The sequence below is a fragment of the Thalassolituus sp. ST750PaO-4 genome, assembly GCF_020320405.1.
In the GTDB taxonomy this organism is placed as follows: Bacteria; Pseudomonadota; Gammaproteobacteria; order Pseudomonadales; family Oceanobacteraceae; genus Venatoribacter; species Venatoribacter alkanivorans.
In genome coordinates this window covers 361568-385252 of record NZ_JABVCB010000008.1, presented here as the reverse complement: position 1 = coordinate 385252, position 23685 = coordinate 361568, and the positions used below count along the sequence as shown (strand labels likewise).

The following is a 23685-nucleotide window of genomic DNA, read 5'->3' as shown; positions in this document are numbered from 1 at the left end:
AATGGATGGCTAAGCCCCACCATTTTATGAAAGAGATACAGACCAATTGTTTAAGCATGCCCAGCTGGAATCGGTCAAAGCCTGGATTGGCGACCCTGCGCATAACGCCTTGCCGCTGTATGCGCGAATACAGCGTGGAATCCGGCAACTGATTCTTGATGGCACGCTGGCCGTAGGTAAGCCACTGCCCGCTTCGCGTGCTCTGGCGAAATCGCTGGGCGTTTCCCGTGATACCGTCGAATCGGCCTATAGCCAGTTGCATGCGGAAGGTTTCCTCGAGCGCCGCGTTGGCAGCGGTAGCTTCGTATCGGAACAGGCTAAACGCCTCCCGAGACGCAGCCCGGCACGCCGCCCGGGAGCACGCAAGGAAACCCTGCGCCTTAGCCAGCGCGGCAGCGCTATGTTTCAGGGCGGAGGCTTGCGCGATTTCCTGGCTCCGCGCCCATTTGCTCCGGGTGTACCGGAAACGCGTAACTTTCCCCTCCAGATTTGGGAGCGCCTGGAGCGGCAGGTACTCAAGGAATATGGAACTCAGCTTTTGTCACACAGCGACCCGCAAGGGCTGGAACCATTACGGCGGGCCATCGCAGATTACGTCAGCCTTGAACGCGGGGCACATGCCACACCCGAGCGCGTTCTGGTGCTGACCAGTTCACAACAAGCGATGACGCTGTGCGCCAATGTATTGCTTGATCCTGGCGACAGAATTTTCATTGAAGATCCGGTATACCAGGGAGCCCGCAAAGCATTCGACGCCGCCGGTCTGGAATGCGTACCCGTGCCACTTGATGCCAATGGTATGCAGGTGGAACACCTGAACAATGCGGCACAAACATTCGGAGATTCGGCCAAGGCCGTATTCCTGACGCCATCGCATCAGTTTCCGACCGGGACAACACTGACGCTGGAGCGGCGCCTGGCCGTTATTGAGTGGGCCAGGCAATATCAGAGCTGGATAATCGAAGACGACTACGACAGCGAGTTCCATTACGCAGGCAAGCCCACCGCCTGCGTACAGGGGCTTGATCAGCATGAGCGGACGATCTACATCGGTACCTTCACCAAGTCGCTGTTCCCCGGCCTGCGCATCGGCTATATGGTGTTGCCGTCACCGCTGGTCGCGCCTATGACCGTAGCCCGTACCCTACTGGATGGACACAGCGCACCTATTCCGCAGCTCACGCTGGCGCGCTTTATCGAAGGGGGTCACTTCGGTGCGCATATGCGTACCATGCGTGCCATCTATGCCGAACGGCGCGATGTACTGGCGCGGTTGGTGCGCCAGTACCTGGCTGAATTCGTGGAGCCACGGGTGCCCGCCGGCGGGATGCAGATGCCCTGTGTGTTTATCCGCGACATCCCCGAAGATGAGGCTATAGACTCTGCGAGCCGGGCTGGAATTGACCTGTTGGGACTGACGGCACTCCATGCATCGAACCGGCATACGCCTGGATTCCTGATGGGATTCGCCGCCCACGCTCCGCATGAAATGGAAATCGCCGTAAAGAAGTTGGCTAACATCCTGCGGGCACTGTGTCGCTGACCGCGATAAGCCGGACGAACAGGATTTATGTATCACATCGTTATCCAGCCAACCTCTGCGTTGACTCTTGTTACCCGATACCAGTCATTCTTACTCCCCAACCCCCATACGCTGTTCACGGTATTTCTGAATATCGGGGGTAGCGCAATACAGTGTGTCGATATAAATATTTCTTTCTGCCCAGAACACCTCAAGATCATAAACACAGAAAGAAAATCGGCCCGGATCTTCCACCCATTCTTCTTCAGTCAGCACGGAAACCGACGTGAATAATTCATTATCGTTCCCCCACCAGGCGAGAATTAAATAAAGAAACCCTGCCCCTTCATGAAAAATGGTAAATGCTGCAGTCTCCGCCCACGGCAGGGCTTTCGATTGTTTTACGGCATTTAAGCGCCCGCTGAAGCGGCTTTGATCAACGGCATTATCATTAACCGAAATGGTATAAATTTTAATGCCATCCTGATCTGTCCATTGCGGGTTACTTTCTGTTTTTCGCGGGATAAACATCAACAAACTCCCCGTGGCTGAATGCATTCATGTGGTCTCTGTGCATGCTCATGTGTCCGCCGGAAATTACCGGCTGATTCTGCACCAGACATCTCTGATGATATGTTCATCACCGGACCAGCATGCACTGATTTTCCGATCTTTCAAGTTGTTATCACATATAACAATAAGCATGTTCGCCACACTAACAACGCAAACTGCAGACATAAAAAAACCGGCCCTTATGAGGCCGGTTTTTATTGCAGTACCCTTGGTGTGGGCGCTGTTCTTACAGACAGCCGGGCTGGCGTCAGATCACATCATGCCGCCCATGCCACCCATTCCGCCCATGCCACCCATATCTGGCATTGCTGGCGCTTCTTTCGGGATTTCTGCAACCATGGCTTCGGTGGTGATCATCAGACCAGCAACAGAAGCAGCAGCCTGCAGAGAAGTACGGGTTACTTTGGCAGGATCCAGAATACCCATCTCGATCATGTCGCCGTATTCACCGCTGGCAGCGTTAAAGCCGAAGGCACCGGAACCGGCTTTTACTTTATCAACCACAACGGAACCTTCTGCACCGGCGTTGGCAGCGATCTGACGGATCGGAGCTTCCATTGCACGCAGTGCCAGAGCGATACCGACGTTCTGATCTTCGTTGTCACCTTTCACGTCAACCTTGGTCAGAGCGCGAACCAGTGCAACACCACCACCGGCAACCACGCCTTCTTCTACCGCAGCGCGGGTAGCATGCAGAGCGTCGTCTACGCGGTCTTTTTTCTCTTTCATTTCAACTTCAGAACCGGCGCCTACTTTGATAACGGCTACGCCGCCAGCCAGCTTGGCCACACGTTCCTGCAGTTTTTCTTTGTCGTAGTCAGAGGTGGATGCTTCCATCTCAGCACGGATCTGTTCAACGCGGCCTTTTACGTCGCCTTCGTTACCAGCGCCGTCAACGATCACAGTGTTTTCTTTGCTGATTACTACTTTCTTGGCAGTACCCAGCATATCGATGGTGGTGGTTTCCAGAGACATACCCACTTCTTCAGAAATCACCTGAGCACCGGTCAGAACAGCGATGTCCTGCAGCATGGCTTTACGACGGTCGCCGAAGCCAGGCGCTTTAACCGCAGCGACTTTGAAGGTACCGCGCAGGTTGTTCACAACCAGAGTCGCCAGCGCCTGACCTTCAACGTCTTCAGCCACGATCAGCAGCGGACGGCCGGATTTGGCAACGTTTTCCAGAATCGGGATCAGTTCCTGCAGGTTGTCGATTTTCTTGTCGACCAGCAGGATCACCGGGTGCTCCAGTTCAGCAACCATTTTTTCCTGGTTGTTGATGAAGTAAGGAGACAGGAAGCCGCGGTCGAACTGCATACCTTCAACCACTTCCAGTTCGTCGTTCAGGCCTTTGCCTTCTTCAACGGTGATAACGCCTTCTTTACCCACTTTGGCCATCGCTTCGGCGATGATGGTGCCAACAGATTCGTCAGAGTTGGCAGAGATAGTACCAACCTGAGCAATGGCTTTAGAATCGGTACAAGGCTGAGCCTGTTCTTTCAGGGCTTCAACAACAGCGGCGGTGGCTTTGTCGATACCGCGCTTCAGATCCATCGGGTTCATACCCGCAGCAACGGCTTTCAGACCTTCGTTAACAATGGCCTGAGCCAGAACGGTTGCGGTAGTAGTACCGTCACCGGCCTGATCGTTAGCCTGAGACGCCACTTCTTTAACCATCTGCGCGCCCATGTTTTCGAACTTGTCTTCCAGTTCGATTTCTTTGGCTACAGATACACCGTCTTTGGTGATGGTCGGAGCGCCGAAAGACTTTTCCAGAACCACGTTACGGCCTTTAGGGCCCAGAGTTACTTTTACCGCGTTAGCCAGTACGTTAACGCCAGCCAGCATTTTTACGCGGGCGTCATTGCCAAATTTAACTTCTTTAGCAGCCATGTTTGTTTCCTTTAAATTCAGTGAGTTTCGATACTAACGGTTGAAGCAGAAACGCTTAGGCTTCGAGAACACCGTAAATTTCGCTTTCGTTCAGAATCAGCAGCTCTTCACCATCGATCTTGATGGTGTTGGAGCCGGAGTATTTGCCGAACACAACGGTATCGCCAACTTTCACAGACATAGGCTGAACTTCGCCATTGTTGGAAATACGACCCGTACCGACAGCAAGCACTTCACCCTGGCTCGGCTTTTCAGCAGCAGCGCCCGGCAGCAGGATACCGCCAGCGGTGGTTTGCTCTTCTTCCTTGCGACGAACAACGACGCGATCGTGTAAAGGACGGATTTTCATTTGAGGTTTTCTCCAATGTTTAAAGCAATGTTTGCTGATAACCGGGGTCGGACGGTACAGACCATGCCTGCTTCGCCCTTATCCCCAAACTGTATTTTCGTTGTGTTTCGCTTATTGGGGGTGGCGCACAACCTTTTCAACACCCCCGCTTAAAAATTTTCAGTCTTCGCGGCGATATTCGCCGTCGATAATGGTCGGACGGTTCTGATTCGGGTGAATACGGCCCGGCTGTTCGCTTTCACCATAAACATCACGCGGGCCACGACCTGCGCCCATACCGCCCATCATCTGAGGTTTGAGCAGTTTCAGTACCGAACCGGCAAAATGGCCGCGTACACCGGGCAACAACAGGGTAAAGCCGATAGCATCGGTGACAAATCCCGGAGTAATCAGCAAGGCACCGGCCAGTGCCAGCAAAAAGCCTTCCGCCAGTTCCTGTGCCGGTAACTGCCCTTCCTGCAGACGCTGACCGGCACGCATCAGCGTCGCCAGCCCCTGAGCACGCAGCAGGGTAACGCCAATAATGGCGGTAAGGAAAATAAGCGCCAGCGTCCACAGCACACCGATATGGGAGCCAACTTTGATCAGAACCGCCAGTTCAATCATCGGCACCAGAATAAAGATTAATAACAAAGGCACAGGCAGCTCCGTGAGGTCAGTGCTTGAATGGCCGCCGGGTCTGTTGGCTGACTGTGCAGCAGAAGATGGCGGGTGGTAACAGCTATATGGGATCAAGGGCGGAGATTACAAGGCAAAGGGGCTGGCTCAGGGCCTGTTAACACTAATTAAACAGGCCCTGGCGTCATAAAATGTCAACACTGCCGGTCATTCCACGCAGCACAGGATGCGATGCTTTACGCCACGGACCGGAACTCCTACAGTACGGCACTGCTGAGTATCTTATTAAATCCGGAATTGCTGTTGTGTCTGAACAATCTGAACAAATCGTTATTGCTGATCTGAACAATCCCCTTCATGCCAGCGCCATGATCGAGGTGCTGAACCACTATGCCGACGGCATTATGGGTGGCGGTGAAAAACTGTCTGACTTTACCCGTGCTAATCTGGCAGCCGAGCTGGCCAGGCGCCCGAATGTGCACGTGGTACTGGCCTTTATTGATGATGAGCCAGCGGGACTGGTGATTTCCATCGAAGGTTTTTCAACCTTTTCCTGCAAACCACTGCTGAATGTGCACGACGTTGCCGTAATGGAAAAATTTCAGGGCCGTGGTCTGTCAAAGCGCATTATGAATAAAACCGAAGAGATCGCCCGCGAACTCGGCTGCTGCAAGCTGACGCTGGAAGTGCTGGAAGGTAATAAGGTCGCGAAGAACGCATACCGCTCACTGGGCTATGCCAGCTATGAGCTGGATGCGGCCATGGGTAAAGCGATGTTCTGGCAGAAATACCTTTAAGCCGTTTTTCGGGCAAATAAAGAAAGCAGACAGGCACAGAAAACAGCGGCGGCATAACCGCCGCTGATAGTATCGACAGTATCAGCCGAGTAACTGCAGCAGATTATCCACCACCCAGTCAGGCCGGGCGCTGTGAATATCTTCGCCGTGGTTATAGCCGTAAGTGACGGCAACACTGGCAATACCCGCCGCTTTTGCCGCCTGAATATCGTTACGCGAATCACCGATCATCAGTGCCTGTTGCGGTGTCACATTCTGCGTCTGGCAGGCGTGTAACAAAGGCATGGCTGATGGTTTTTTCTCGGCCAGATCATCGCCGCACAACACCTGAACGAAGTACTCTTCCCAGCCCAGTGATTGCAGTAAAGGCAGGGTAAATAAACGCGGTTTATTGGTAATCAACACCTTGGGCACCGACACCTGCTGCAACCACTCGCTAACGCCCGGATATGCGCCGGTGGCATGATGCAGGGCATTCAGATACGCCTGATCGAACAGCGCCCGCGCCGGTTGCACATGCCCGGTGGCCAACGCCACGGCAGCCTGTTCATCACCGTCGCAGAGGGCACGACGGATCAGCATATCCGCACCGTTACCGACCCAGTGGCTGACGTTTTCTGTGCCGGCGGCTGCACGGCCAAGACCTGCCAGCATAATATCCACAGCGGCCGCCAGATCGGGCACACTGTCGATCAGTGTGCCATCCAGATCCAGCAGCAATAACTGCGGGCCTGAAGCCACTGCAAAATGCGCACTCAGCGCAGCATTCCAGCGCATCCGTTACTTCGCCGCAGCAGCGATTTCTGCACGCATCTGATCGATAACAGTTTTGTAGTCCGGCGCATTAAAAATGGCAGAACCGGCGACAAACATATCGGCACCGGCAGCGGTGATTTCGCGGATATTATCGGCCTTAACACCACCGTCGATTTCCAGACGGATATCCAGACCCGATGCATCAATTTTGGCGCGCGCTTCACGCAGTTTATCCAGTGTGGCCGGAATAAAAGACTGACCACCAAAACCCGGGTTAACCGACATCAGCAGCACCACATCCAGCTTGTCCATCACATAGTCCATGTAATGCAGTGGTGTTGCCGGGTTAAACACCAGGCCCGCTTTACAGCCCGCCGATTTGATCAGCTGCAGGCTGCGGTCAATATGCTCAGACGCTTCCGGGTGGAAAGTGATATAGGTTGCACCGGCTTCAATAAAATCGCCGATCAGACGATCCACCGGCTTTACCATCAGGTGCACATCAATCGGTGCCTTGATGCCATGATTGCGCAGCGCTTTACACACCATCGGGCCGATGGTCAGGTTCGGTACGTAGTGGTTATCCATCACGTCGAAGTGCACCACGTCGGCTCCGGCGGCCAGTACGTTTTCAACTTCTTCACCCAGACGGGCAAAGTCGGCAGACAGAATGGACGGTGCAATCAGGAAGTCTTTCATCAGCGGTTCCGGCAAAGAGAAATTCAGCGCGCATTGTAAGGTCTGAGCGCGGCGAACACTACCGCCGGCAACACCCTGTCAGCCACAGCCAGAAAACAGGAACGGCTTTTGCTGTAAGCCTGAAAAGCGTCAGTTTTTAAGGATTTTACGCCCATGACGGCTCTCTCAGGGTTGCTGAAAAACCTGCTCAAAGCCTTGCCCGCTCTGCTGTTGCTGGGCAGCTGTGTGCTGTATGCCGCAGACGGTGACGATACCGGCGACAACGGCAACAATGACAACAGCGGCAATGAGAGCGGTCAGCCAGTGCCGGCCAGTGACGCAGCATTGCCGGATGCTGCAGAAGCGCCTGCGGCAACAGAAGATCCGCAGTCGCCGGAAGATCAGAATCAAACCGCCGTAAAGCAACTGCCGCGGGTTGTTCCGAATCCGGACGCCAGCCGCCATTACGGTCTGCTGCAATATCTGCAACTGCACAGCCGTGAATCCGAACTGGTCAGACTGGTTGCCGCCGAAAGTGAATTTTACGGCCTGCTGTTAACCGAAACCCGTGGCCAGCCTCAGGGCGGTGTGCTGATTCTGCACGACAATGGCCAGCACGGACACTGGCCGGAAATCGTCGCGCCGCTGCGTGAAACCCTGCCGGCTTATGGCTGGACCACCCTGAGCATCGAACTGCCGGAACAACCCGTAGCACAGCCACCGGCACGCACCAGTACGGCCGAATACACCGCCGCCGCCACGCCGGCAGCCACAGAAGTTCCTGAAGCAACCCCTGCCGACAATGCCGCAGCGCCTTCTGAAGCCTCACCGCCAGCGGCAACACCAGCTACGGACAGCGTCGACAGCAATGGCATCAGTACTGTCGAAAAAACCACCAGCGACGGACAGGACAGTGCATTTAATGCCGCCGAACCGGCCTTACCAAGACTGAGCGGACTACCACCGTTGCCAACCGCAGATGAACCGCAGACAGCGGCACCGGCAGAGAAAACGGACCCCAACGAACGCTACCGCGAACAGATGCAGGACCGTATCCGGCAAGGCATCAGCTTTCTCAATCAGCGCGGTCAGCTCAATATTGTGGTGATTGCCTGTGGTAACAGCGCTAACTGGGCGGCTGATTTTTTACTGGCGCGCAGCAAGAACGGCGCGACAAGTAAAACGGCAGGCAATGCAGGCAGCCAGAGTAAAGCACAGGAGCGCGGACTGGCACTGATTCTGATTGATGCCCTGGATAACCCGCTGTCTCCCGTGCCACTGAATCAGCAACTGGTGCGGCTGGATCTGCCATTACTCGATCTGATCAGCGAGCAGAGCATCAGCCCTGTTTATGCTACTCAGCAACGCGCCGGCAGCATGCGGCATAAACAACGCCTGCAATATCAGCAAATCGAAATTCCGGCATTTGATCTGAATTACGACGACAGCAACCTGATCGTGCGCCGCGTGCGTGGCTGGCTGAAAACCAATGCTGCAGGCACTGAATTACCGAACCAGAAGATAACCGCGAACTGATCTGCGGAGATAACAGAAAAACTATCTATACTTTTCAGTATTCGCGCTCAGATACCAGAGCCCCTGCCGGACACACTGATTATGGCTACACCTATTTTTGTTACCGCTGCCAGCATTGCCGCCGAATTACATCAGGCCATGCTGGAAGCCAAAGGACTGGCCCTGACAGCCAAAAACGCCCGTGCGCTGGCCGTCCGAGCCGGTTCCAAAACCGTAGGTTTTAAGGCAATTACGCATTTTATTGATGAGCTGGCATCCGACATTATCCGCCAGTCGCAATATATTAACGGCGTCTCTGAGCATTTATCCCATAACGCGGTGGCTCTGTGGCGCGCCAGTACCGCCGCCGACAAATTTGGCTGGGTCGCCGACCAGCACAGCCAGAACCTCGGTTCGCTGACCGTTTCGATGCAGAACTGCTATAAACAGCGCGAGACGTTGTCGCAAACCCTCAGCCGTGGTCTGCGTGAACTGGAGCAACAGCTGGAAGAAGGCGATAAACACATCCGCACCGCCAATCTGATTGCCACTTCCAGCAAAGTAGAAGCCGCCTCAGCCGGTGATTTCCGCAATCAGCTGGAGGTGATTGCGCAAAATATTACCGATACCGCCGACAAAATCCGCGCTCACCTGAGCCAGGCCAGACGCCTGCTCGGGCAGCGGCAAAAACACACACAATAATCCGCAACGGACGATAAACAGGATAAGGAATCGCACTATGCTGGCAACCACGCTGTATGAAGACGGTGATCACCGCTGGATTATGTTCGGCCGCGACCCACATAAAGCCGAAGGTATTATCGATACCAATCAATATCTGATTCAGAGTGGTGATCAGACCATTCTGCTGGATCCGGGCGGTATTGAGCTCTTCGCCCCGATGTTGTCAGCGGTATTAAAATTCGTACCCGCCGAACAGATCACACATTTATTTGCCTCGCATCAGGATCCCGACATTATCTCGTCGCTGGGTTTATGGGATCAGGCATTACCCAATGCCAAGCTTTACTCCCCCTGGTTATGGGAAAGTTTTATCCGTCACTTCGGTATGGAAAAAATAGAGTATTGCTCAATTCCGGATGAAGGTATGACGCTGAATCTGGGCCGCATTCAGCTGCAGTTTATTCCTGCCCATTATTTGCATTCTTCCGGCAATTTTAATGTCTATGATCCGAAAGCTAAAATATTAATGAGTGGCGATATCGGAGCGGCGATGGAATCCACCGATGCTCCGCTTTGGGTCGACAATATGAGTACGCATATTCCCAAAATGCGTAAATTCCACCAGCGCTGGATGCCGTCTAATGAGGCAAAGCTGGACTGGGTTCGTCGCGTACGGCAACTGGATATTCAGATTATGGCACCACAGCATGGCCGCTTGTTTCAGCCGCCCTATGTGCACGAATTTCTGAACTGGTTTGAAGAGTTGCCGGTCGGGATTGCCATTAAAGGCTGAAGGTAAGAGACAATAATGCTGCCCTGACCGTGCACTAAGTACTATCAGGGCAGCGACTTTTAAGCCGCTGTTACTACAGCAACCACCCCCCTACCGTGGCCGCAGCGATCATAACCATCCAGATAGAGACACTGCGCAAATGCAGCTGATGCCATTCATCCAGCTCCCGTGCCGCCGCCTCACCATCGTCAGCCACACTGTGCCATTTTCTCTGCTCACCGTTATGGGATAACGCACTGCTGGCGACGGAAAACAAAATATCGGCGCCACTCGCTTTCAGCTGCCATAAATACCCCTGCCAGACCGGCAGGGCACGCATAAAATTACCCGCCAGACCATAAGTAAGCCCTAACAGACGAACCGGAATCCACTCCAGCCAGTGCAGGTAACGCCAGGCTTTCTGATCACAGTCGCTGGCGCGTGCGTACTGCACACTGAACCAGGCCAGCAATACCCCGGCGACATCGGCAATCATGTACCAGAACACCATCAGGAAAAAATATTCGAACCAGCGATGCAACAGCGCTTTAATTACCTGCTCGTTCATCTGACCGGTATCTTCCGTCACGCTGACTTCCGGTACCGCGAGGAATTTTTCAGCACAGTGATAAGCCCCCTGAGTATCCCCCTGCTGCAAATCTTCACGGTATTCCTGCAGGTGCCGCTCAATACCGATGTGCGACAGCACATAAAGCAACAACAGGATTTCCAGCACAAAGCTGATTAAGCCCCAGGCAAACTGCTCCATATACCAGAACCCGCCCGCCAGCAGCAACGCCGGAACGACCACGATCAAAGCGTATTTTACGTGGCGCGGGATACGCGGAAAAAAGCTGCGCGGCAGCCACAGGCTGAGCCAGCGCGCAAAGGTGCGGCTGCGTGTACTGCGCTGCGGCAAAGGTAATTGCGATTGCAGTACCAGTGCGATAAAAACGATCAGAAATTTCATAACAGCCTCTCAATCTCCGGACGAAGCCAATAAACGGAGTAAATGTTGCCAGTCGAATGCCGGGCCCGGATCGGTTTTCCGCCCTGGCGCAATATGCTCGTGCCCGGTAATACGCGCACCGATAGCAGGATAGGCCTGCTGCAACGCTCTGATGACAGCAGCCAGCGTAACGTATTGCACAGCACTGTAGGCATCGGTGTCCGTACCCTCAAGCTCAATACCTACAGAATAGTCGTTGCAGTCTTCCCTGCCGTTATAAACCGAACGCCCGGCATGCCAGGCGCGGTCATTAAAATTCACAAACTGGGTTACTGTTCCGTCGCGCTCGATCAGTAAGTGACTGGAAACCTGCAGAGAAGCGATTTCAGCAAAGTACGGATGCTCATCGACCGGCAATTCATTCTGAAAAAAACGCTGCACATAACCACCACCAAACTGGCCTGGCGGCAGGCTGATATTGTGAATCACCAACAGACTGATCTCACCCTCACTGCCCGACGGGCGCGGGCCAAAGTTCGGTGACGGACACCAGCAGGCACTATCCAGACGCCCCTCACTCACTTTCATGCTTGTGCTCCCGGATACCATGAACAAAGTCGACACCTTAACGCTTTTTAGCAGTGTCGTCAGTTTGGCAGCCTCTGCCACAACCTTTATAGTGACCGCTGACATAAAATGACAATAAAGAGAGAGCAGCATGCTGGAGTTTATTAAGACGATTAATGGCTGGGCCTGGGGTGCGCCCATGCTGTTTCTGATCGGTATCACCGGCCTGTATCTGACCATCGGCCTGAAAGCTTATCCGATCCGTAATATCAAACGCGGTTTCGTCTACCTGTGGACCAACCGCGAAGGCAAAGGTCAGGGCGAAATATCCGGATTCAACGCCCTGATGACCTCGCTGTCAGCCACGATCGGTACCGGAAATATTGCCGGGGTTGCCACCGCGATTGCTTCCGGTGGGCCTGGGGCGCTGTTCTGGATGTGGCTGATTGCCCTGCTGGGCATGGCCACCAAGTACGCTGAAGCCGTACTGGCCGTTCACTACCGTGAACGCAACGAGCAGGGCCATTATGTTGGCGGCCCCATGTACTACATCCGCAACGGCCTTGGCCCGAAATTCCGCTGGATGGCATTAGTCTTCGCTTTCTTCGGTATGCTGGCAGGCTTCGGTATCGGTAACGGCGTACAGGCCAACTCGGTCGCCGACGCCCTGCACGATGGTTTTGGTGTGCCGGAATGGGCGACCGGCGTAGCCATCGCCATTCTCGTTGGCATGGTGCTATTAGGTGGCATTCGCCGTATCTCTGAAGTGGCCGGTAAGCTCGTCCCTTTTATGGCGATTGCTTACATACTTGGTGGCCTGATACTGCTGGTGATCTTTGCCGACCGGGTACCACAGGCAATTGAACTGATTATTCATCACGCCTTTAACCCGACAGCCGCAGTGGGTGGCTTTGCCGGCGCAGCGGTCTGGGCAGCCATCCGCTTTGGTGTAGCCCGCGGCGTCTTCTCTAACGAAGCCGGTCTGGGCAGCGCACCGATTGCCCACGCCGCCGCCCAGACTGACAACCCGGTGCGTCAGGGCAGCATTGCCATGCTGGGTACCTTTATCGACACCATCATTATCTGCACCATCACCGGGCTGGTGATTGTCGCCTCCGGTGCCTGGCAGCTGTGCCCGCCGGAAGTCGCCGAATGTGTCGCCGGCAAAGGCTTAAGTGGCGCCAACCTCACATCTGCCGCTTTTGCCCTCGGCCTGCCCGGCGTTGGTAACTATATTGTGACCCTCGGCCTGGCGATTTTTGCCTTCACCACCATTATTGGCTGGTCTTTTTATGGAGAGAAATGCACAGAGTACCTGTTCGGTGTAAAATCCGTGCCCATTTTCCGGATCATCTGGGTTTTGGCCATTCCGATCGGTGCAACGCGTGAACTCGACGTCGCCTGGCTGATTGCCGATACCCTCAACGCAATGATGGCGCTGCCAAACCTGGTTGCCCTGTTACTGCTGAGCCCGGTCGTATTCAAGCTGACAAAGAGTTTCTTAAACCATGGATCTGAGCCTGCATCAAAATGATATCGCCACCATCGTTGCCCGTGCGCTGGAAGAAGATGTGGGCAGCGGCGATATTACCGCCCGTCTGATCCCGGCAACTCAGCAAGCCAAGGCGCGCATCATTTCCCGTGAGCGCGCCATTGTTGCCGGACGCGCCTGGGTAGATGAAGTATTCCGCCAGCTCGATCCGGCCGTCAGCGTGATCTGGCGTGTATCCGAAGGCCAGTGGGTACGCCCCAATCAGACTCTGTTCGAACTGCAGGGAAGTGCCCGCTCGCTGCTGACCGGCGAGCGCTGCGCCCTGAACTTTCTGCAAAGCCTGTCAGGCACAGCCACCCTGTGCCGCTTCTATGCCGACAAAGTGACCGGCACCGGCGTTAAGTTGCTCGATACCCGCAAAACCATTCCTGGTCTGCGAATCGCACAGAAATATGCAGTCAGTGTCGGCGGCTGCTTTAACCACCGCATTGGCCTGTACGATGCTTTCCTTATTAAGGAAAACCACATCATGGCCGCCGGTGGCATCCGGGCGGCGATCAGCCAGGCTCATGACATTGCCCCTGGCAAACCAGTCGAAGTAGAAGTGGAAACCATGCAACAGCTGGATGAAGCTATCGACGCCGGTGCCGACATCATCATGCTCGACAACTTCAATCCTGAACAAATGCGCATTGCCGTTGTCCATGCCAGACAGAAAAGTCAGGGCCGCCCTAACGGCGTGGTAAAACTGGAAGCTTCCGGCGGCATTACCGATACCAGTCTGCGTGCCTATGCCGAAACCGGCGTGGATTACATTTCTATTGGTGCCCTGACCAAAGACTGCAAAGCGATTGACCTGTCGATGAGGCTGGTGTGAGGGGGGAGAGTAAAGGTCAATACCCTGTTTTAGCACGTCCAAAGTGACAATATTTGTCACTCTCTGACAATCTGGTTAATTGACGTTCAGGTTATCGCCGGACATGGATCAAAAAACGTGACGAATACCCGAAAACTGGGCTTGCAGCGGCCAATTAAGCTTGGCACACTCTTCGCACTGTCCTTAATGTGACACAGCGAATCAGAGCTCACCTCTGAATTGCCATAACTAAAATCTCATTCGAGAGTGGAGAACGAACCATGAAAAAACAACAAGGCTTCAGCTTGATCGAACTGATGATCGTTATTGCGATTATCGGTATTCTGGCTTCTGTTGCAGTACCACAGTATCAAAACTATGTACTGCGTACCGATGCTACCAACACACTGTCAGTAGCGCGTCCTCTGCAGCTGGCGGTTGGTGAATTTGCTGCGCGTTACTCTCGTCTGCCTGACACCATCGCTGAACTGGATACATACACTGGCATTGACGCAGCAACTCCAACAACACACGCAGCTGGTAAAATTGCTAGCATCACTATGATCCCAGTTGTGCAAGGTACCGGTACTACTGGTTCTTACCTGCGTCTTGAGTTCGATACTGTTGCTAATGGTGTACCAAAAGAACTGGCTTCTACCAGCTTTGAACTGTTCCCTACTATCAATGCTAATGGTGTTGTAACCTGGCAATCTCGTGTAGGTTCAGGCACAACTCCAGTTGACGCTAAATTCCTGCCAAAGACTAATTAATTAGTCAGGCATGATAAAAAAACCGGCTCACAGCCGGTTTTTTTATGCTTGCCAATTAGCATCCTACACACCGCCGCTGGCGCTGGCGCGCCCCCTCTGGTATGTTTTGAGTCAAAAAGCGCAATGCCTTTGGGGAATATCTATGGCCGTCTTAACCGGCTTACCACGCCGTATCGTTGAGCAGAATCTGGTGAACAGCCAGCAGGCTCAGGAAATCATCAATAAGGCAAAACAGGACAAAATCAGCTTTGTTGCCGCCGCCGTTGCATCGGGTTACATCAAGTCACGCGCGATCGCGCTGCTCGCCTCTGAAGAGTTTGGTCTTCCCCTGCTGGATCTCGGTGCCTTTGATTTTGACCTGATGCCCAAAGAGCTGGTCAGCCGCGAACTGATTGAGAAGCACCGGGTGCTGCCACTGTTTCAGCGTGGCAATCGCCTGTTTGTCGCGCAAAGCGACCCTTCCGCCATGCTGGCCATTGATGAAATAAAATTTAATACCGGCATGACCGTCGAAGCGGTACTGGCTGAAGAAGATAAGCTGGGTCAGGCCGTCGATAAGTTTCTGGCCGCTAACGACAACAGCTTTGATGATCTGGATGGCGAACTTGATGTCGACTTAGAAGACCCTGATGCACGGGATAAAGCTCAGGAAACCGAGAAAGATTCTTCGGGTGACGATGCTCCTATTGTACGTTTCGTAAACAAAATGTTGCTCGATGCCATTAAAGGTGGCGCATCTGATATTCACTTTGAACCCTATGAAAAGCGCTACCGGGTACGTTACCGCACTGATGGTATGCTGCACGAAGTCGCCAGCCCGCCAGTCAACCTTGCTGGCAAGATTGCTGCGCGTTTAAAGGTCATGTCACAGATGGATATCTCTGAGCGACGCGTTCCACAGGATGGCCGTATCAAGATGAAGTTGTCCAAAACCAAGGCTATCGATTTCCGCGTAAATACCCTGCCAACCCTGTGGGGCGAAAAGATCGTATTGCGTATCCTCGATCCTTCTTCAGCCAAGCTGGGCATTGATATGCTCGGTTACGAAGCAGACCAGAAAGCCTTGTACATGGAAGCTCTGGCCAAGCCTCAGGGAATGATTCTGGTTACCGGCCCCACCGGCTCTGGTAAAACGGTATCCTTGTACACCGGCCTGAATATTCTTAACGTCGAAGGCACGAATATTTCCACCGCCGAAGACCCAGTGGAAATTAACCTGGAAGGTATTAATCAGGTCAACGTTAATGCTCGCGTCGGTCTCGACTTTGCTGCTGCGCTGCGCTCGTTCCTGCGTCAGGACCCGGATGTGGTGATGGTGGGGGAGATCCGGGATCTGGATACCGCCTCTATCGCCATCAAAGCGGCCCAAACCGGTCACTTAGTGCTTTCCACCCTGCACACCAACAGTGCCGCCGAAACCCTGACCCGTCTGGCTAATATGGGAGTGCCCTCATTCAATATTGCCACCTCGGTCAGTCTGATTATCGCCCAGCGTCTGGCGCGGCGTTTATGCGCAAGCTGCAAAGCCCCGGCAGAGATTCCCAAAGAACTGCTTTTGGAAGCTGGCTTTACCGAAGAGCAGCTACAGACCGCTGAGATTTATAAGCCGGTTGGCTGTGAGCAATGTAAAGGCGGTTATAAAGGCCGTGTCGGTATTTATGAAGTAGTTAGAATAACGGATGCCATCTCCCGTATTATCATGGAGGGCGGCAACTCGATTGAGATCTCAGATGCCGCCCGCAAAGAAGGCTTTAACGATTTACGGACATCAGCCCTGCAAAAGGTTGCTCAAGGGGTTACCAGCCTGGAAGAAGCCAACCGGGTAACCACCGACTAAGTTTTACGGCAGTGCTTAGCACTGCCCATGTATGGACATATTGCATTATGGCTAAGCAAATTAAAAACAGCTCCTTTACCTGGGAAGGTGTTAACCGTCGCGGTCAAACCATAAAGGGCGATATGACGGGCCAGAACGCAGCGATGGTGAAAGCCCAGCTACGTAAACAGGGAGTGAATCCAATTAAGGTACGCAAAGTTGCGCAACCATTATTTGGTATTGGTGGACCGAAGAAGAAGAAAATAACTACCGGAGATGTGACCTTTTTTACCCGCCAGATGGCCACCATGATTAAAGCCGGTGTACCACTGGTGCAATCATTCGATATCGTTGCCGATGGCGTTGACAATCAATCGATGAAAGATCTTATTTTTGGCATCCGCGACTCAGTGTCGGCCGGTAATGACTTTGCGTCAGCACTGAAGCAGTACCCGGAATATTTTGATGACCTGACCTGCAACCTGGTTGAATCCGGCGAACAAGCCGGTGCACTGGAAGCCATGCTGGATAAAGTCGCTATTTACAAAGAAAAGACGGAGTCTCTGCGCAAAAAAATCAAAAAAGCCTTGATGTACCCTGCAATTACACTGGCTATTGCATTTATCGTAACAGTCATTTTGCTGCTCAAGGTTGTACCAACCTTCCAGGAAATGTTCTCTAACTTTGGCGCAGAGCTACCCGCTCCAACTCAGTTCGTGGTGTTTTTATCGGAACAGGTGCAAGCATACTGGCTACAAGGGTTTGCAATAATTGCCGCCTTCGGGATTGCCTTTACTCAAGCACTGAAACGCTCTCCAAAATTCCGTGATAACTTTGAGCGCTTCACGTTACAGGTGCCAATATTTGGCGACCTCATTCGTAAAGCAGCTGTTGCACGCTATGCCCGGGTGCTATCAACAACCTTCGCTGCAGGTGTTCCTCTGGTTGAAGCCCTCGAATCGGTGGCCGGAGCCGTTGGTAATGCCGTATACAAAGACGCCGTTCTGAAAATCCGTGATGAAGTCTCTTCCGGTCAGCAAATGCACTTTGCGATGAAAGCCACCGGTGTGTTCCCCAATATGGTGGTACAGATGACCAGTATTGGCGAGGAGTCCGGCGCCCTGGATGCCATGCTGGATAAAGCCGCCAGCTACTTTGAAGAAGAAGTCGACACTACAGTCGACGGCCTTACGGCCATGCTGGAGCCCATGGTGATGGCGTTTCTGGGCGTAGTTATTGGTGGCCTGATCATTGCGATGTATCTGCCCATTTTCCAGATGGGGGATGTGGTGTAATGCAAACCTTGCAGTTTGTTGGTGGGAATATCTGGCTCGCTGCTGGCAGCGTTCTTTTACTTGGCCTGCTCATCGGCAGCTTCCTCAACGTCGTTATCCTGCGCTTTCCGGTCATGATGTTCCGCAGCTGGAAGCAGGATTGCCTGGAAATGGACAGCAATCTGCCCAAGCACCCGGCCATTGACGATCTGAGTAAGCCCTTCAACCTGTTAAAGCCTGACTCACACTGCCCAAAATGTCAGGCTCCAGTCAGGGCCTGGCAGAATATTCCGGTGTTGAGCTGGGTCTTGCTGCGCGGTAAGTGTGCCGGTTGTGGCACCCCTATAGGCCTGCGTTATCCGGCAGTGGAAATCGCCACCGCCATCCTCAGTACGGCGTTATTACTGGTGTACCCCTGGGGTTGGCAGCTGGCCGCTATGCTGGTGTTCACCTGGCTGTTAATCAGCATGTCGGTGATTGATATCGACCATCAGATTTTGCCCGACACCATGACGTTAAGCCTTCTGTGGCTGGGGCTTATGGTCAACAGTCAGGGATTATTTACCGATCTGGAAAGTGCGGTATACGGCGCCGCTGCGGGCTATCTGGCATTGTGGAGCGTGTTCTGGATCTTCAAGCTGGTTACCGGCAAAGAGGGAATGGGGTACGGCGACTTCAAACTGCTGGCCGCCCTTGGCGCCTGGCTCGGCGTTCAAAGCCTGCCGCTGATTATTCTGCTCTCTTCCGTGGTGGGCGCTGTGGTTGGTATTGCCGGCATTATCATTCTCGGACGGGACAAAAATGTTCCGATTCCTTTTGGCCCCTATCTGGCCGCCGCCGGCTGGATTGCCGCCCTCTGGGGCAATGACATCAGCCAGTGGTATCTGGGCCGTTTCTGACAGGTAATAATCAGCGATGTGGGTTCTGGGTTTAACCGGTGGGATTGGCAGCGGCAAAACCGCTGCCAGTGACTTTTTTGCCGGCAAAGGTATTACTGTGGTCGATGCCGATATTGTCGCCCGCGAAGTTGTTGAGCCTGGCCAGCCGGCCTGGCAGGCAATCAAGGAGCATTTCGGCGAACAGGCCCTGCTCACGGACGGCAGCCTTAACCGCGCCTGGCTGCGCGATAAAGTATTCTCCGAGCCGGATGAACGTAAGTGGCTGGAATCCCAAACCCACCCGCGTATCCGCGACAGTATTATCCGCCAGTTGCAGCAAGCAACTTCTGCCTATGCCATTCTGGTGTCACCCCTGTTGTTCGAATCCGGCCAGGCATTATTAACACAACACACACTGCTGATTGACGTGCCGGTCGATATTCAGATTGCACGGGCGACTTCCCGCGACCAGAATAACGCCGATCAGATCCGTCGTATCATCGCCGCACAAATGCCTCGCGATGAACGCCGTGCACGCGCCGATGATATTGCCGATAACAGCCTGGGGCTGGCTGAGCTGCACCAGCAACTGGAACTGTTACACCACAGCTACCTGTTACGTGCCGCCTCACGATAAAATAGCCAGCAACAGCGCTGACTGACATGCGATTAGCAAACCTGCGAGAAACCCATGAAAGTAAACTGCCCGACCTGTAAAAAAGACGTGGAATGGATTGCGGAAAACAAATACCGTCCATTCTGCTGCGAACGCTGCAAGCTGATTGATCTGGGCGAATGGGCCAGCGAAGGTCATGCCATTCCCGGCAAACCGGCTGATGAAGTACTGATGTCGGAAGAATGGCAGCAGGAACAGAATAAGCCGTACAACTGATTATCCTGCGGCCAGCTGCAGAGAAGCCGGCCGCTGAATAAGGGAAAATACCAACCTTACTGAACAGCAGCAGCGTTTTTCCCGCGCAGTTTCTCCCACACAGCCATTACACCCACCAACACCGCTCCGGCCAGCAATCCCACCAGCAGGTTAAATACCAGCGGCAGTAATGCACTGCTGATATCCGCCAGCCATGGCAGCGTTGTGCCCCAGCTGTGAATTGCCCAACCGGATGCCGAATGCGCCAGATGCTCCAGCTGTGGTACGCCGTGCATCAGAATACCGCCGCCCACCAGAAACATCGCCAGCGTGCCGACCACCGATAAGGTTTTCATCAGCCAGGGAGCCAGAACCAGCAAGCCACGGCCGACGTTCTGCAGCAGGATATTGCTGCGCTCACTGAGATACAGACCGGCGTCATCCATTTTCACAATCGCGGCCACCAAGCCGTAAACGCCAAAGGTAAACAGCAGGGCTAAAGCCGAAACAACCAGCACCTGAGTGGTAAAACTGGCCTGAGCAACCGAGCCCAGCGTAATCACAATAATTTCTGCCGAAAGAATAAAATCGGTGCGTATCGCGCCTTTGATTTTGCCCTGCTCAAACGCCAGTAAATCTTCAGAGCCATTAAGCAACGCCTGCTGCAATTGCTGTTTGCCAGCTTCCGCCTCTTTGCGGTGTAAAACGCTGTGCAGCAGTTTTTCAACGCCTTCAAAACACAGATAAGCGCCGCCCAGCATCAGCAGAATCATCACCGCCCAGGGAGCAAACGCACTGATCAGCAGTGCCGCCGGAACCAGAATCAGCTTGTTCTTCAATGAGCCTTTGGTAACCGCCCACACCACCGGCAACTCACGCTCGGCACGTATACCGGAAACCTGCTGCGCATTGAGCGCCAGATCATCCCCCAGCACGCCGCTGGTTTTCTTGGCCGCCATTTTCGACATCACAGCCACGTCATCCAGTACCGTGGCAATATCGTCCAGCAACGCTAATAAACTTGCACCCGCCATTGTTGTTCCTTTTTCAATTTATTGGTGATTCAGAAAAGCGTCGACTTCATCTGCCCAGTCGAGCCAGGCCTGCACTGACAGAATGCCGCGACGCAAAGTAAGGTATGGAAAGCGGTAACGCTGCCGCTCAGTTTCAGGCAAAGCCAGATAATGCTGTTCAATCGACAACAGCGCTGCCCGGTTCTGCTCATACAGTTTACGGTGATGGGCTATATCCGCACGGATAGCGTCCGCTTCACGTAAATGGCCGCCATACAAACGCACCAGCAGACTGTCATTGACCTTCTGCGGCTTGCTGGTTTCAGCCAGCCAGTCAAGCAAGGCATCATGGCCCGCCGGTGTTAGTTCGTACACCTTGCGGTCCGGCTTCCCCTGCTGCGGCTCGGTGCGCAGCGCCAGCCAGCCGGCTTCGTGCATCCATTTAAGCTGCTGATAAATCTGCTGATGACTGGCATTCCAGAAATAGCCCATATGCTCACGGAAACGCTTCAGCAGGTCATAGCCTGAGCCCGGCTCGGTTTCCAGCAACACCAGAATGGCGTGTTTCAGCGACACTGTGTTCTCCTTAATTTTCGCCGTCATTCTACCTGTCCGGGCTTGCATCGCCTATGTGGTCGGGATAATCTGACAACCATATGCAACTTTTTGCATATATAAATCGTAATAACAATAACAAAACACCAGCCCCATCCGGAGGAGCACCCCATGAGCAAGGTCAAAGTAAGAACCGGCACCCGCTTTCGCGCCAATCGCGCCGACAGCCATTACGATGTAATTGTTATTGGCTCCGGCATGGGCGGCCTGACTACCGCGGCCTTCCTGTCCTTACTGGGCCAGAAAGTCGCGGTTCTTGAACAGCATTACACCGCCGGAGGCTTTACCCATGCTTATGACCGCGAAGGTTTTGAATGGGATGTCGGCGTGCATTACATCGGTGAAGTGCATAAGCCCTCTACCCTGCGCCGGGTATTTGATGTGGTCAGCGAAGGACGTCTGCAGTGGGCGGAAATGGAACCCGAATACGACCGCATTATTCTCGGCAAAGAAGAATATGGTTTTATTGCCGGCCGGGATAACTTTGCCGCCATGCTGAAAGAACGCTTCCCGCAGGAAGCTCAGGCGATTGATCGTTACATCGAACTGATCCGTGAAATGAGCCGCAAGACCCCGCGTTTTTTTGCCGGCCAAGCGATGCCACCGTTACTGGCACGGGCCTATAATCTCATTCGTCCGCTGCTTCTGCCGAAAGAATTTTTCCAGACCACCCGCGAAGTGCTGGAAAATCTCACCAGCAATCAGCAATTAATTTCGGTACTGACCGGCCAATGGGGCGATTACGGTCAGACACCCACCGACGCCGCCTTCATCATGCACGCTTTAATCGCCAAGCATTATCTGGCCGGTGGTGCCTACCCGGTGGGCGGCGCTTCGGCTATTGCCCGCACTATTATTCCGACCATTCAGAAATCCGGCGGCGAAGTCTTTACCTACGCCGATGTCGACGAAATCATCGTGCGTAATAACCGCGCCTGTGGCGTGCGCCTGGCCAATGGCACCGAGCTGATGGCCGGTCGAGTGGTCAGCAACGCCGGCTTCTGGAATACCACCCAGCGCCTGCTGCCCGCCGACGTGCGGAAAAAACTGGGCACCGAACGCTGGGCCAAACAGGTGCAGCGTTCCAGCGCTCATTATTGTATTTATGCCGGCTTTGACGGGACTGCCGAAGAACTGGGCTTAAACACCACCAACCTGTGGATTTACCCAAGCGCCGACCACGAAGGCAATCTGCAGCGTTACTATGACGATCCGGAGCAGGAATTTCCGGTCGTATATATTTCCTTCCCATCGGCCAAAGACCCTGACTGGAACAACCGCTTTCCGGGTAAATCCACCGTCGAAATTGTCACCGTGGCCAAACACGAATGGTTCAGTCAGTGGAGCGGCAGCACCTGGAATCAGCGTGGCGAAGAGTACGACAATATCAAAGCCCGCGTCAGCGAGCGTCTGCTGGAAAAACTCTACCAGCGTCTGCCGCAGTTACGCGACAAACTGGTGTTTCAGGAATTATCCACACCGTTGTCGAGCGACTGGTTCCAGAAAAGCACGGCCGGTGAAATCTATGGCCTTGATCACTTTGTCGATCGTTTTAAAAAGCCGTTTCTGCATCCGGTCACACCGGTTAAAAACCTCTACATGACAGGTGCCGATGTGATGACCGCAGGCGTGGGTGGCGCTTTAATGGCGGGCATGATGACCGCCTGTGCCATGCAGGGACGTAAAGCCGGAGAGGTATTAAAACTACTGAAAGAGTGGCAGCCACCTCAGCCTGATGAAACGGAAACCACCAAAGAAACGACCGCCAAGAAAAATGCCGGGCAAACTGAAACAGCCTGAGCTGGCAGTGTTTTAACGACAATTTATCGTTCCCAAGCTCCGCGTGGGAGCCTGATGATGGACAATAATAAGCAATAAAAAACGCGCCCTGTAAATATTCCTGATGAATACTTAATGGGCGCGTTTTTTATTGGGTTTAAATGTCGGGGAATTTATTTAAGACTGCGTAACTCAGCGCTGGCGGTCTGACACTCACCATCATCGAAACACAGGGTTAATGGCAGCGGTTCCGTCAAAGGTAACTGCAGCTTAAACAACATCAAATGCAGACCACCAGGCTGCAGTCTCACCGTTTCGCCGGCCGGGATAGTCAGCGACTCCAGCTGACGCATACGCATCACGCCGTTATCATGCAAGTGGGTGTGTATTTCAATAATTCCCGCCCAGTCAGCACTGACACTGATCAGTGTTTTATCGGTGGCTGACGTATTAGTGAGCGTCATAAATGCTGCACTCATATAGCGCCCGGGAATGGGCTCTCGCACATAAGCACCGCTCACATCCAGCGGTTGAGACAACGCTATTACAGAGCCTGTCAGTCCCAACAGCAATACCAAAACAGCAGTCATATTACGCATAATAATTTCTCCGCACGACAGCGTATAAACTGGGCGCATTGTACTGGTT

Annotated in this window: 25 protein-coding genes; 14 read left to right on the top strand and 11 right to left on the bottom strand. The window is 53.6% G+C overall.

From position 1 onward, the window contains the following. Positions 1–46 precede the first annotated feature (46 nt). Positions 47–1543, top strand: a complete 1497-nt coding sequence (gene pdxR / locus HUF18_RS11250; RefSeq protein ID WP_225692249.1) for a MocR-like pyridoxine biosynthesis transcription factor PdxR — start codon at positions 47–49, stop codon at positions 1541–1543. A 90-nt stretch (positions 1544–1633) separates the two neighbouring features. Here the strand turns inward: pdxR and HUF18_RS11245 are convergent, their stop codons facing one another. From HUF18_RS11245 to HUF18_RS11230, 4 genes are all read right to left on the bottom strand, one after another. Further along, positions 1634–2053: a hypothetical protein gene (locus tag HUF18_RS11245; protein WP_225692248.1), complete on the bottom strand. Its 420-nt coding sequence runs from the start codon at positions 2051–2053 to the stop codon at positions 1634–1636. A 294-nt stretch (positions 2054–2347) separates the two neighbouring features. Beyond that, positions 2348–3988 (bottom strand): chaperonin GroEL, encoded by a 1641-nt coding sequence (gene groL, locus HUF18_RS11240; RefSeq protein ID WP_145469664.1) that lies wholly within the window; start codon positions 3986–3988, stop codon positions 2348–2350. Positions 3989–4043: 55 nt separating this feature from the next. Next, complete coding sequence (locus HUF18_RS11235; protein WP_145469665.1) at positions 4044–4337, bottom strand: co-chaperone GroES; 294 nt, start codon at positions 4335–4337, stop codon at positions 4044–4046. 159 nt (positions 4338–4496) lie between these two features. Next, positions 4497–4976: an FxsA family protein gene (locus HUF18_RS11230; RefSeq protein WP_225692247.1), complete on the bottom strand. Its 480-nt coding sequence runs from the start codon at positions 4974–4976 to the stop codon at positions 4497–4499. A gap of 284 nt (positions 4977–5260) precedes the next feature. Here HUF18_RS11230 and HUF18_RS11225 point away from each other — a divergent pair, with 284 nt between their 5' ends. Continuing rightward, entirely contained in the window at positions 5261–5752 is a 492-nt protein-coding gene (locus HUF18_RS11225; RefSeq protein WP_225692246.1) for a GNAT family N-acetyltransferase, read from the top strand. 81 nt (positions 5753–5833) lie between these two features. On the opposite strand, the gene HUF18_RS11220 is transcribed toward HUF18_RS11225, so the two are convergent. Both HUF18_RS11220 and rpe read right to left on the bottom strand, forming a co-directional pair. Further along, a complete protein-coding gene (locus HUF18_RS11220) occupies positions 5834–6529 on the bottom strand; it encodes a phosphoglycolate phosphatase (protein WP_145469668.1) in 696 nt (231 codons plus the stop codon). 3 nt (positions 6530–6532) lie between these two features. After that, positions 6533–7207 (bottom strand): ribulose-phosphate 3-epimerase, encoded by a 675-nt coding sequence (gene rpe / locus HUF18_RS11215; protein WP_145469669.1) that lies wholly within the window; start codon positions 7205–7207, stop codon positions 6533–6535. 153 nt (positions 7208–7360) lie between these two features. On the opposite strand from rpe, the gene HUF18_RS11210 reads away from it, so the two are divergent. The 3 genes from HUF18_RS11210 (at position 7361) to HUF18_RS11200 (ending at position 10178) form a co-directional block, all read left to right on the top strand. Further along, positions 7361–8722, top strand: coding sequence for a DUF3530 family protein (locus tag HUF18_RS11210; protein ID WP_225692245.1), 1362 nt, complete (start codon positions 7361–7363; stop codon positions 8720–8722). 81 nt (positions 8723–8803) lie between these two features. After that, positions 8804–9403, top strand: a complete 600-nt coding sequence (locus HUF18_RS11205) for a hypothetical protein (RefSeq protein ID WP_145469671.1) — start codon at positions 8804–8806, stop codon at positions 9401–9403. Positions 9404–9440: 37 nt separating this feature from the next. Then, complete coding sequence (locus HUF18_RS11200; protein WP_145469672.1) at positions 9441–10178, top strand: MBL fold metallo-hydrolase; 738 nt, start codon at positions 9441–9443, stop codon at positions 10176–10178. Positions 10179–10251: 73 nt separating this feature from the next. Here HUF18_RS11200 and ampE read toward each other — a convergent pair whose 3' ends face one another. Together ampE and ampD are read right to left on the bottom strand one after the other, a co-directional pair. Then, positions 10252–11127: a regulatory signaling modulator protein AmpE gene (ampE, locus tag HUF18_RS11190; RefSeq protein WP_255606100.1), complete on the bottom strand. Its 876-nt coding sequence runs from the start codon at positions 11125–11127 to the stop codon at positions 10252–10254. 9 nt (positions 11128–11136) lie between these two features. Continuing rightward, positions 11137–11694, bottom strand: coding sequence for a 1,6-anhydro-N-acetylmuramyl-L-alanine amidase AmpD (gene ampD, locus HUF18_RS11185; protein ID WP_145469674.1), 558 nt, complete (start codon positions 11692–11694; stop codon positions 11137–11139). Between the two features lie 130 nt (positions 11695–11824). Here ampD and HUF18_RS11180 point away from each other — a divergent pair, with 130 nt between their 5' ends. From HUF18_RS11180 to yacG, 8 genes are all read left to right on the top strand, one after another. After that, positions 11825–13207: an alanine/glycine:cation symporter family protein gene (locus tag HUF18_RS11180; RefSeq protein WP_225692244.1), complete on the top strand. Its 1383-nt coding sequence runs from the start codon at positions 11825–11827 to the stop codon at positions 13205–13207. Beyond that, positions 13182–14042, top strand: coding sequence for a carboxylating nicotinate-nucleotide diphosphorylase (gene nadC, locus HUF18_RS11175; protein WP_225692243.1), 861 nt, complete (start codon positions 13182–13184; stop codon positions 14040–14042). Before HUF18_RS11180 ends, nadC begins: the two co-directional genes overlap by 26 nt. 260 nt (positions 14043–14302) lie before the next feature. Then, positions 14303–14791, top strand: a complete 489-nt coding sequence (locus HUF18_RS19715) for a pilin (protein WP_274704266.1) — start codon at positions 14303–14305, stop codon at positions 14789–14791. Between the two features lie 142 nt (positions 14792–14933). Next, positions 14934–16628 carry a type IV-A pilus assembly ATPase PilB gene (gene pilB, locus HUF18_RS11165; protein WP_225692242.1) on the top strand — a complete coding sequence of 565 codons (1695 nt, stop codon included), beginning with the start codon at positions 14934–14936 and terminating at the stop codon, positions 16626–16628. Positions 16629–16675: 47 nt separating this feature from the next. Then, complete coding sequence (locus HUF18_RS11160; protein ID WP_255606099.1) at positions 16676–17902, top strand: type II secretion system F family protein; 1227 nt, start codon at positions 16676–16678, stop codon at positions 17900–17902. Continuing rightward, the gene (locus HUF18_RS11155) at positions 17902–18780 is read left to right on the top strand and encodes a prepilin peptidase (protein WP_225692241.1); all 879 of its coding nucleotides are present in this window, start codon (positions 17902–17904) and stop codon (positions 18778–18780) included. Before HUF18_RS11160 ends, HUF18_RS11155 begins: the two co-directional genes overlap by 1 nt. A 16-nt stretch (positions 18781–18796) precedes the next feature. Further along, positions 18797–19396, top strand: a complete 600-nt coding sequence (gene coaE / locus HUF18_RS11150; RefSeq protein WP_225692240.1) for a dephospho-CoA kinase — start codon at positions 18797–18799, stop codon at positions 19394–19396. Between the two features lie 54 nt (positions 19397–19450). Further along, a complete protein-coding gene (gene yacG, locus HUF18_RS11145) occupies positions 19451–19651 on the top strand; it encodes a DNA gyrase inhibitor YacG (protein WP_145469683.1) in 201 nt (66 codons plus the stop codon). Between the two features lie 56 nt (positions 19652–19707). On the opposite strand, the gene HUF18_RS11140 is transcribed toward yacG, so the two are convergent. Then, positions 19708–20664 carry a DUF808 domain-containing protein gene (locus HUF18_RS11140; RefSeq protein WP_225692239.1) on the bottom strand — a complete coding sequence of 319 codons (957 nt, stop codon included), beginning with the start codon at positions 20662–20664 and terminating at the stop codon, positions 19708–19710. A gap of 18 nt (positions 20665–20682) precedes the next feature. Then, positions 20683–21219, bottom strand: a complete 537-nt coding sequence (locus HUF18_RS11135; protein ID WP_145469686.1) for a PadR family transcriptional regulator — start codon at positions 21217–21219, stop codon at positions 20683–20685. A 150-nt stretch (positions 21220–21369) separates the two neighbouring features. Between HUF18_RS11135 and HUF18_RS11130 the strand changes: the two genes are divergently transcribed. Next, the gene (locus tag HUF18_RS11130) at positions 21370–23058 is read left to right on the top strand and encodes a phytoene desaturase family protein (protein WP_225692238.1); all 1689 of its coding nucleotides are present in this window, start codon (positions 21370–21372) and stop codon (positions 23056–23058) included. 152 nt (positions 23059–23210) lie between these two features. Here HUF18_RS11130 and HUF18_RS11125 read toward each other — a convergent pair whose 3' ends face one another. Continuing rightward, on the bottom strand, positions 23211–23636 hold the full coding sequence (locus tag HUF18_RS11125; protein ID WP_225692237.1) for a copper chaperone PCu(A)C: 426 nt from the start codon (positions 23634–23636) through the stop codon (positions 23211–23213). Between the last annotated feature and the right edge of the window lie 49 nt (positions 23637–23685).

What these genes read in the sequence shown, in the direction of transcription:
- HUF18_RS19715 (WP_274704266.1), top strand. Translation starts at nt 14,303, where the DNA reads ATGAAAAAACAACAAGGCTTCAGCTTGATCGAACTGATGATCGTTATT.
- HUF18_RS11205 (WP_145469671.1), top strand. Translation starts at nt 8,804, where the DNA reads ATGGCTACACCTATTTTTGTTACCGCTGCCAGCATTGCCGCCGAATTA.
- HUF18_RS11125 (WP_225692237.1), bottom strand. Translation starts at nt 23,636, where the DNA reads ATGCGTAATATGACTGCTGTTTTGGTATTGCTGTTGGGACTGACAGGC.
- yacG (WP_145469683.1), top strand. Translation starts at nt 19,451, where the DNA reads ATGAAAGTAAACTGCCCGACCTGTAAAAAAGACGTGGAATGGATTGCG.
- HUF18_RS11155 (WP_225692241.1), top strand. Translation starts at nt 17,902, where the DNA reads ATGCAAACCTTGCAGTTTGTTGGTGGGAATATCTGGCTCGCTGCTGGC.
- HUF18_RS11140 (WP_225692239.1), bottom strand. Translation starts at nt 20,664, where the DNA reads ATGGCGGGTGCAAGTTTATTAGCGTTGCTGGACGATATTGCCACGGTA.
- ampD (WP_145469674.1), bottom strand. Translation starts at nt 11,694, where the DNA reads ATGAAAGTGAGTGAGGGGCGTCTGGATAGTGCCTGCTGGTGTCCGTCA.
- rpe (WP_145469669.1), bottom strand. Translation starts at nt 7,207, where the DNA reads ATGAAAGACTTCCTGATTGCACCGTCCATTCTGTCTGCCGACTTTGCC.
- HUF18_RS11210 (WP_225692245.1), top strand. Translation starts at nt 7,361, where the DNA reads ATGACGGCTCTCTCAGGGTTGCTGAAAAACCTGCTCAAAGCCTTGCCC.
- HUF18_RS11130 (WP_225692238.1), top strand. Translation starts at nt 21,370, where the DNA reads ATGAGCAAGGTCAAAGTAAGAACCGGCACCCGCTTTCGCGCCAATCGC.
- HUF18_RS11220 (WP_145469668.1), bottom strand. Translation starts at nt 6,529, where the DNA reads ATGCGCTGGAATGCTGCGCTGAGTGCGCATTTTGCAGTGGCTTCAGGC.
- groL (WP_145469664.1), bottom strand. Translation starts at nt 3,988, where the DNA reads ATGGCTGCTAAAGAAGTTAAATTTGGCAATGACGCCCGCGTAAAAATG.
- HUF18_RS11245 (WP_225692248.1), bottom strand. Translation starts at nt 2,053, where the DNA reads ATGTTTATCCCGCGAAAAACAGAAAGTAACCCGCAATGGACAGATCAG.
- pilB (WP_225692242.1), top strand. Translation starts at nt 14,934, where the DNA reads ATGGCCGTCTTAACCGGCTTACCACGCCGTATCGTTGAGCAGAATCTG.
- HUF18_RS11160 (WP_255606099.1), top strand. Translation starts at nt 16,676, where the DNA reads ATGGCTAAGCAAATTAAAAACAGCTCCTTTACCTGGGAAGGTGTTAAC.
- ampE (WP_255606100.1), bottom strand. Translation starts at nt 11,127, where the DNA reads ATGAAATTTCTGATCGTTTTTATCGCACTGGTACTGCAATCGCAATTA.
- HUF18_RS11235 (WP_145469665.1), bottom strand. Translation starts at nt 4,337, where the DNA reads ATGAAAATCCGTCCTTTACACGATCGCGTCGTTGTTCGTCGCAAGGAA.
- nadC (WP_225692243.1), top strand. Translation starts at nt 13,182, where the DNA reads ATGGATCTGAGCCTGCATCAAAATGATATCGCCACCATCGTTGCCCGT.
- HUF18_RS11180 (WP_225692244.1), top strand. Translation starts at nt 11,825, where the DNA reads ATGCTGGAGTTTATTAAGACGATTAATGGCTGGGCCTGGGGTGCGCCC.
- coaE (WP_225692240.1), top strand. Translation starts at nt 18,797, where the DNA reads ATGTGGGTTCTGGGTTTAACCGGTGGGATTGGCAGCGGCAAAACCGCT.
- HUF18_RS11200 (WP_145469672.1), top strand. Translation starts at nt 9,441, where the DNA reads ATGCTGGCAACCACGCTGTATGAAGACGGTGATCACCGCTGGATTATG.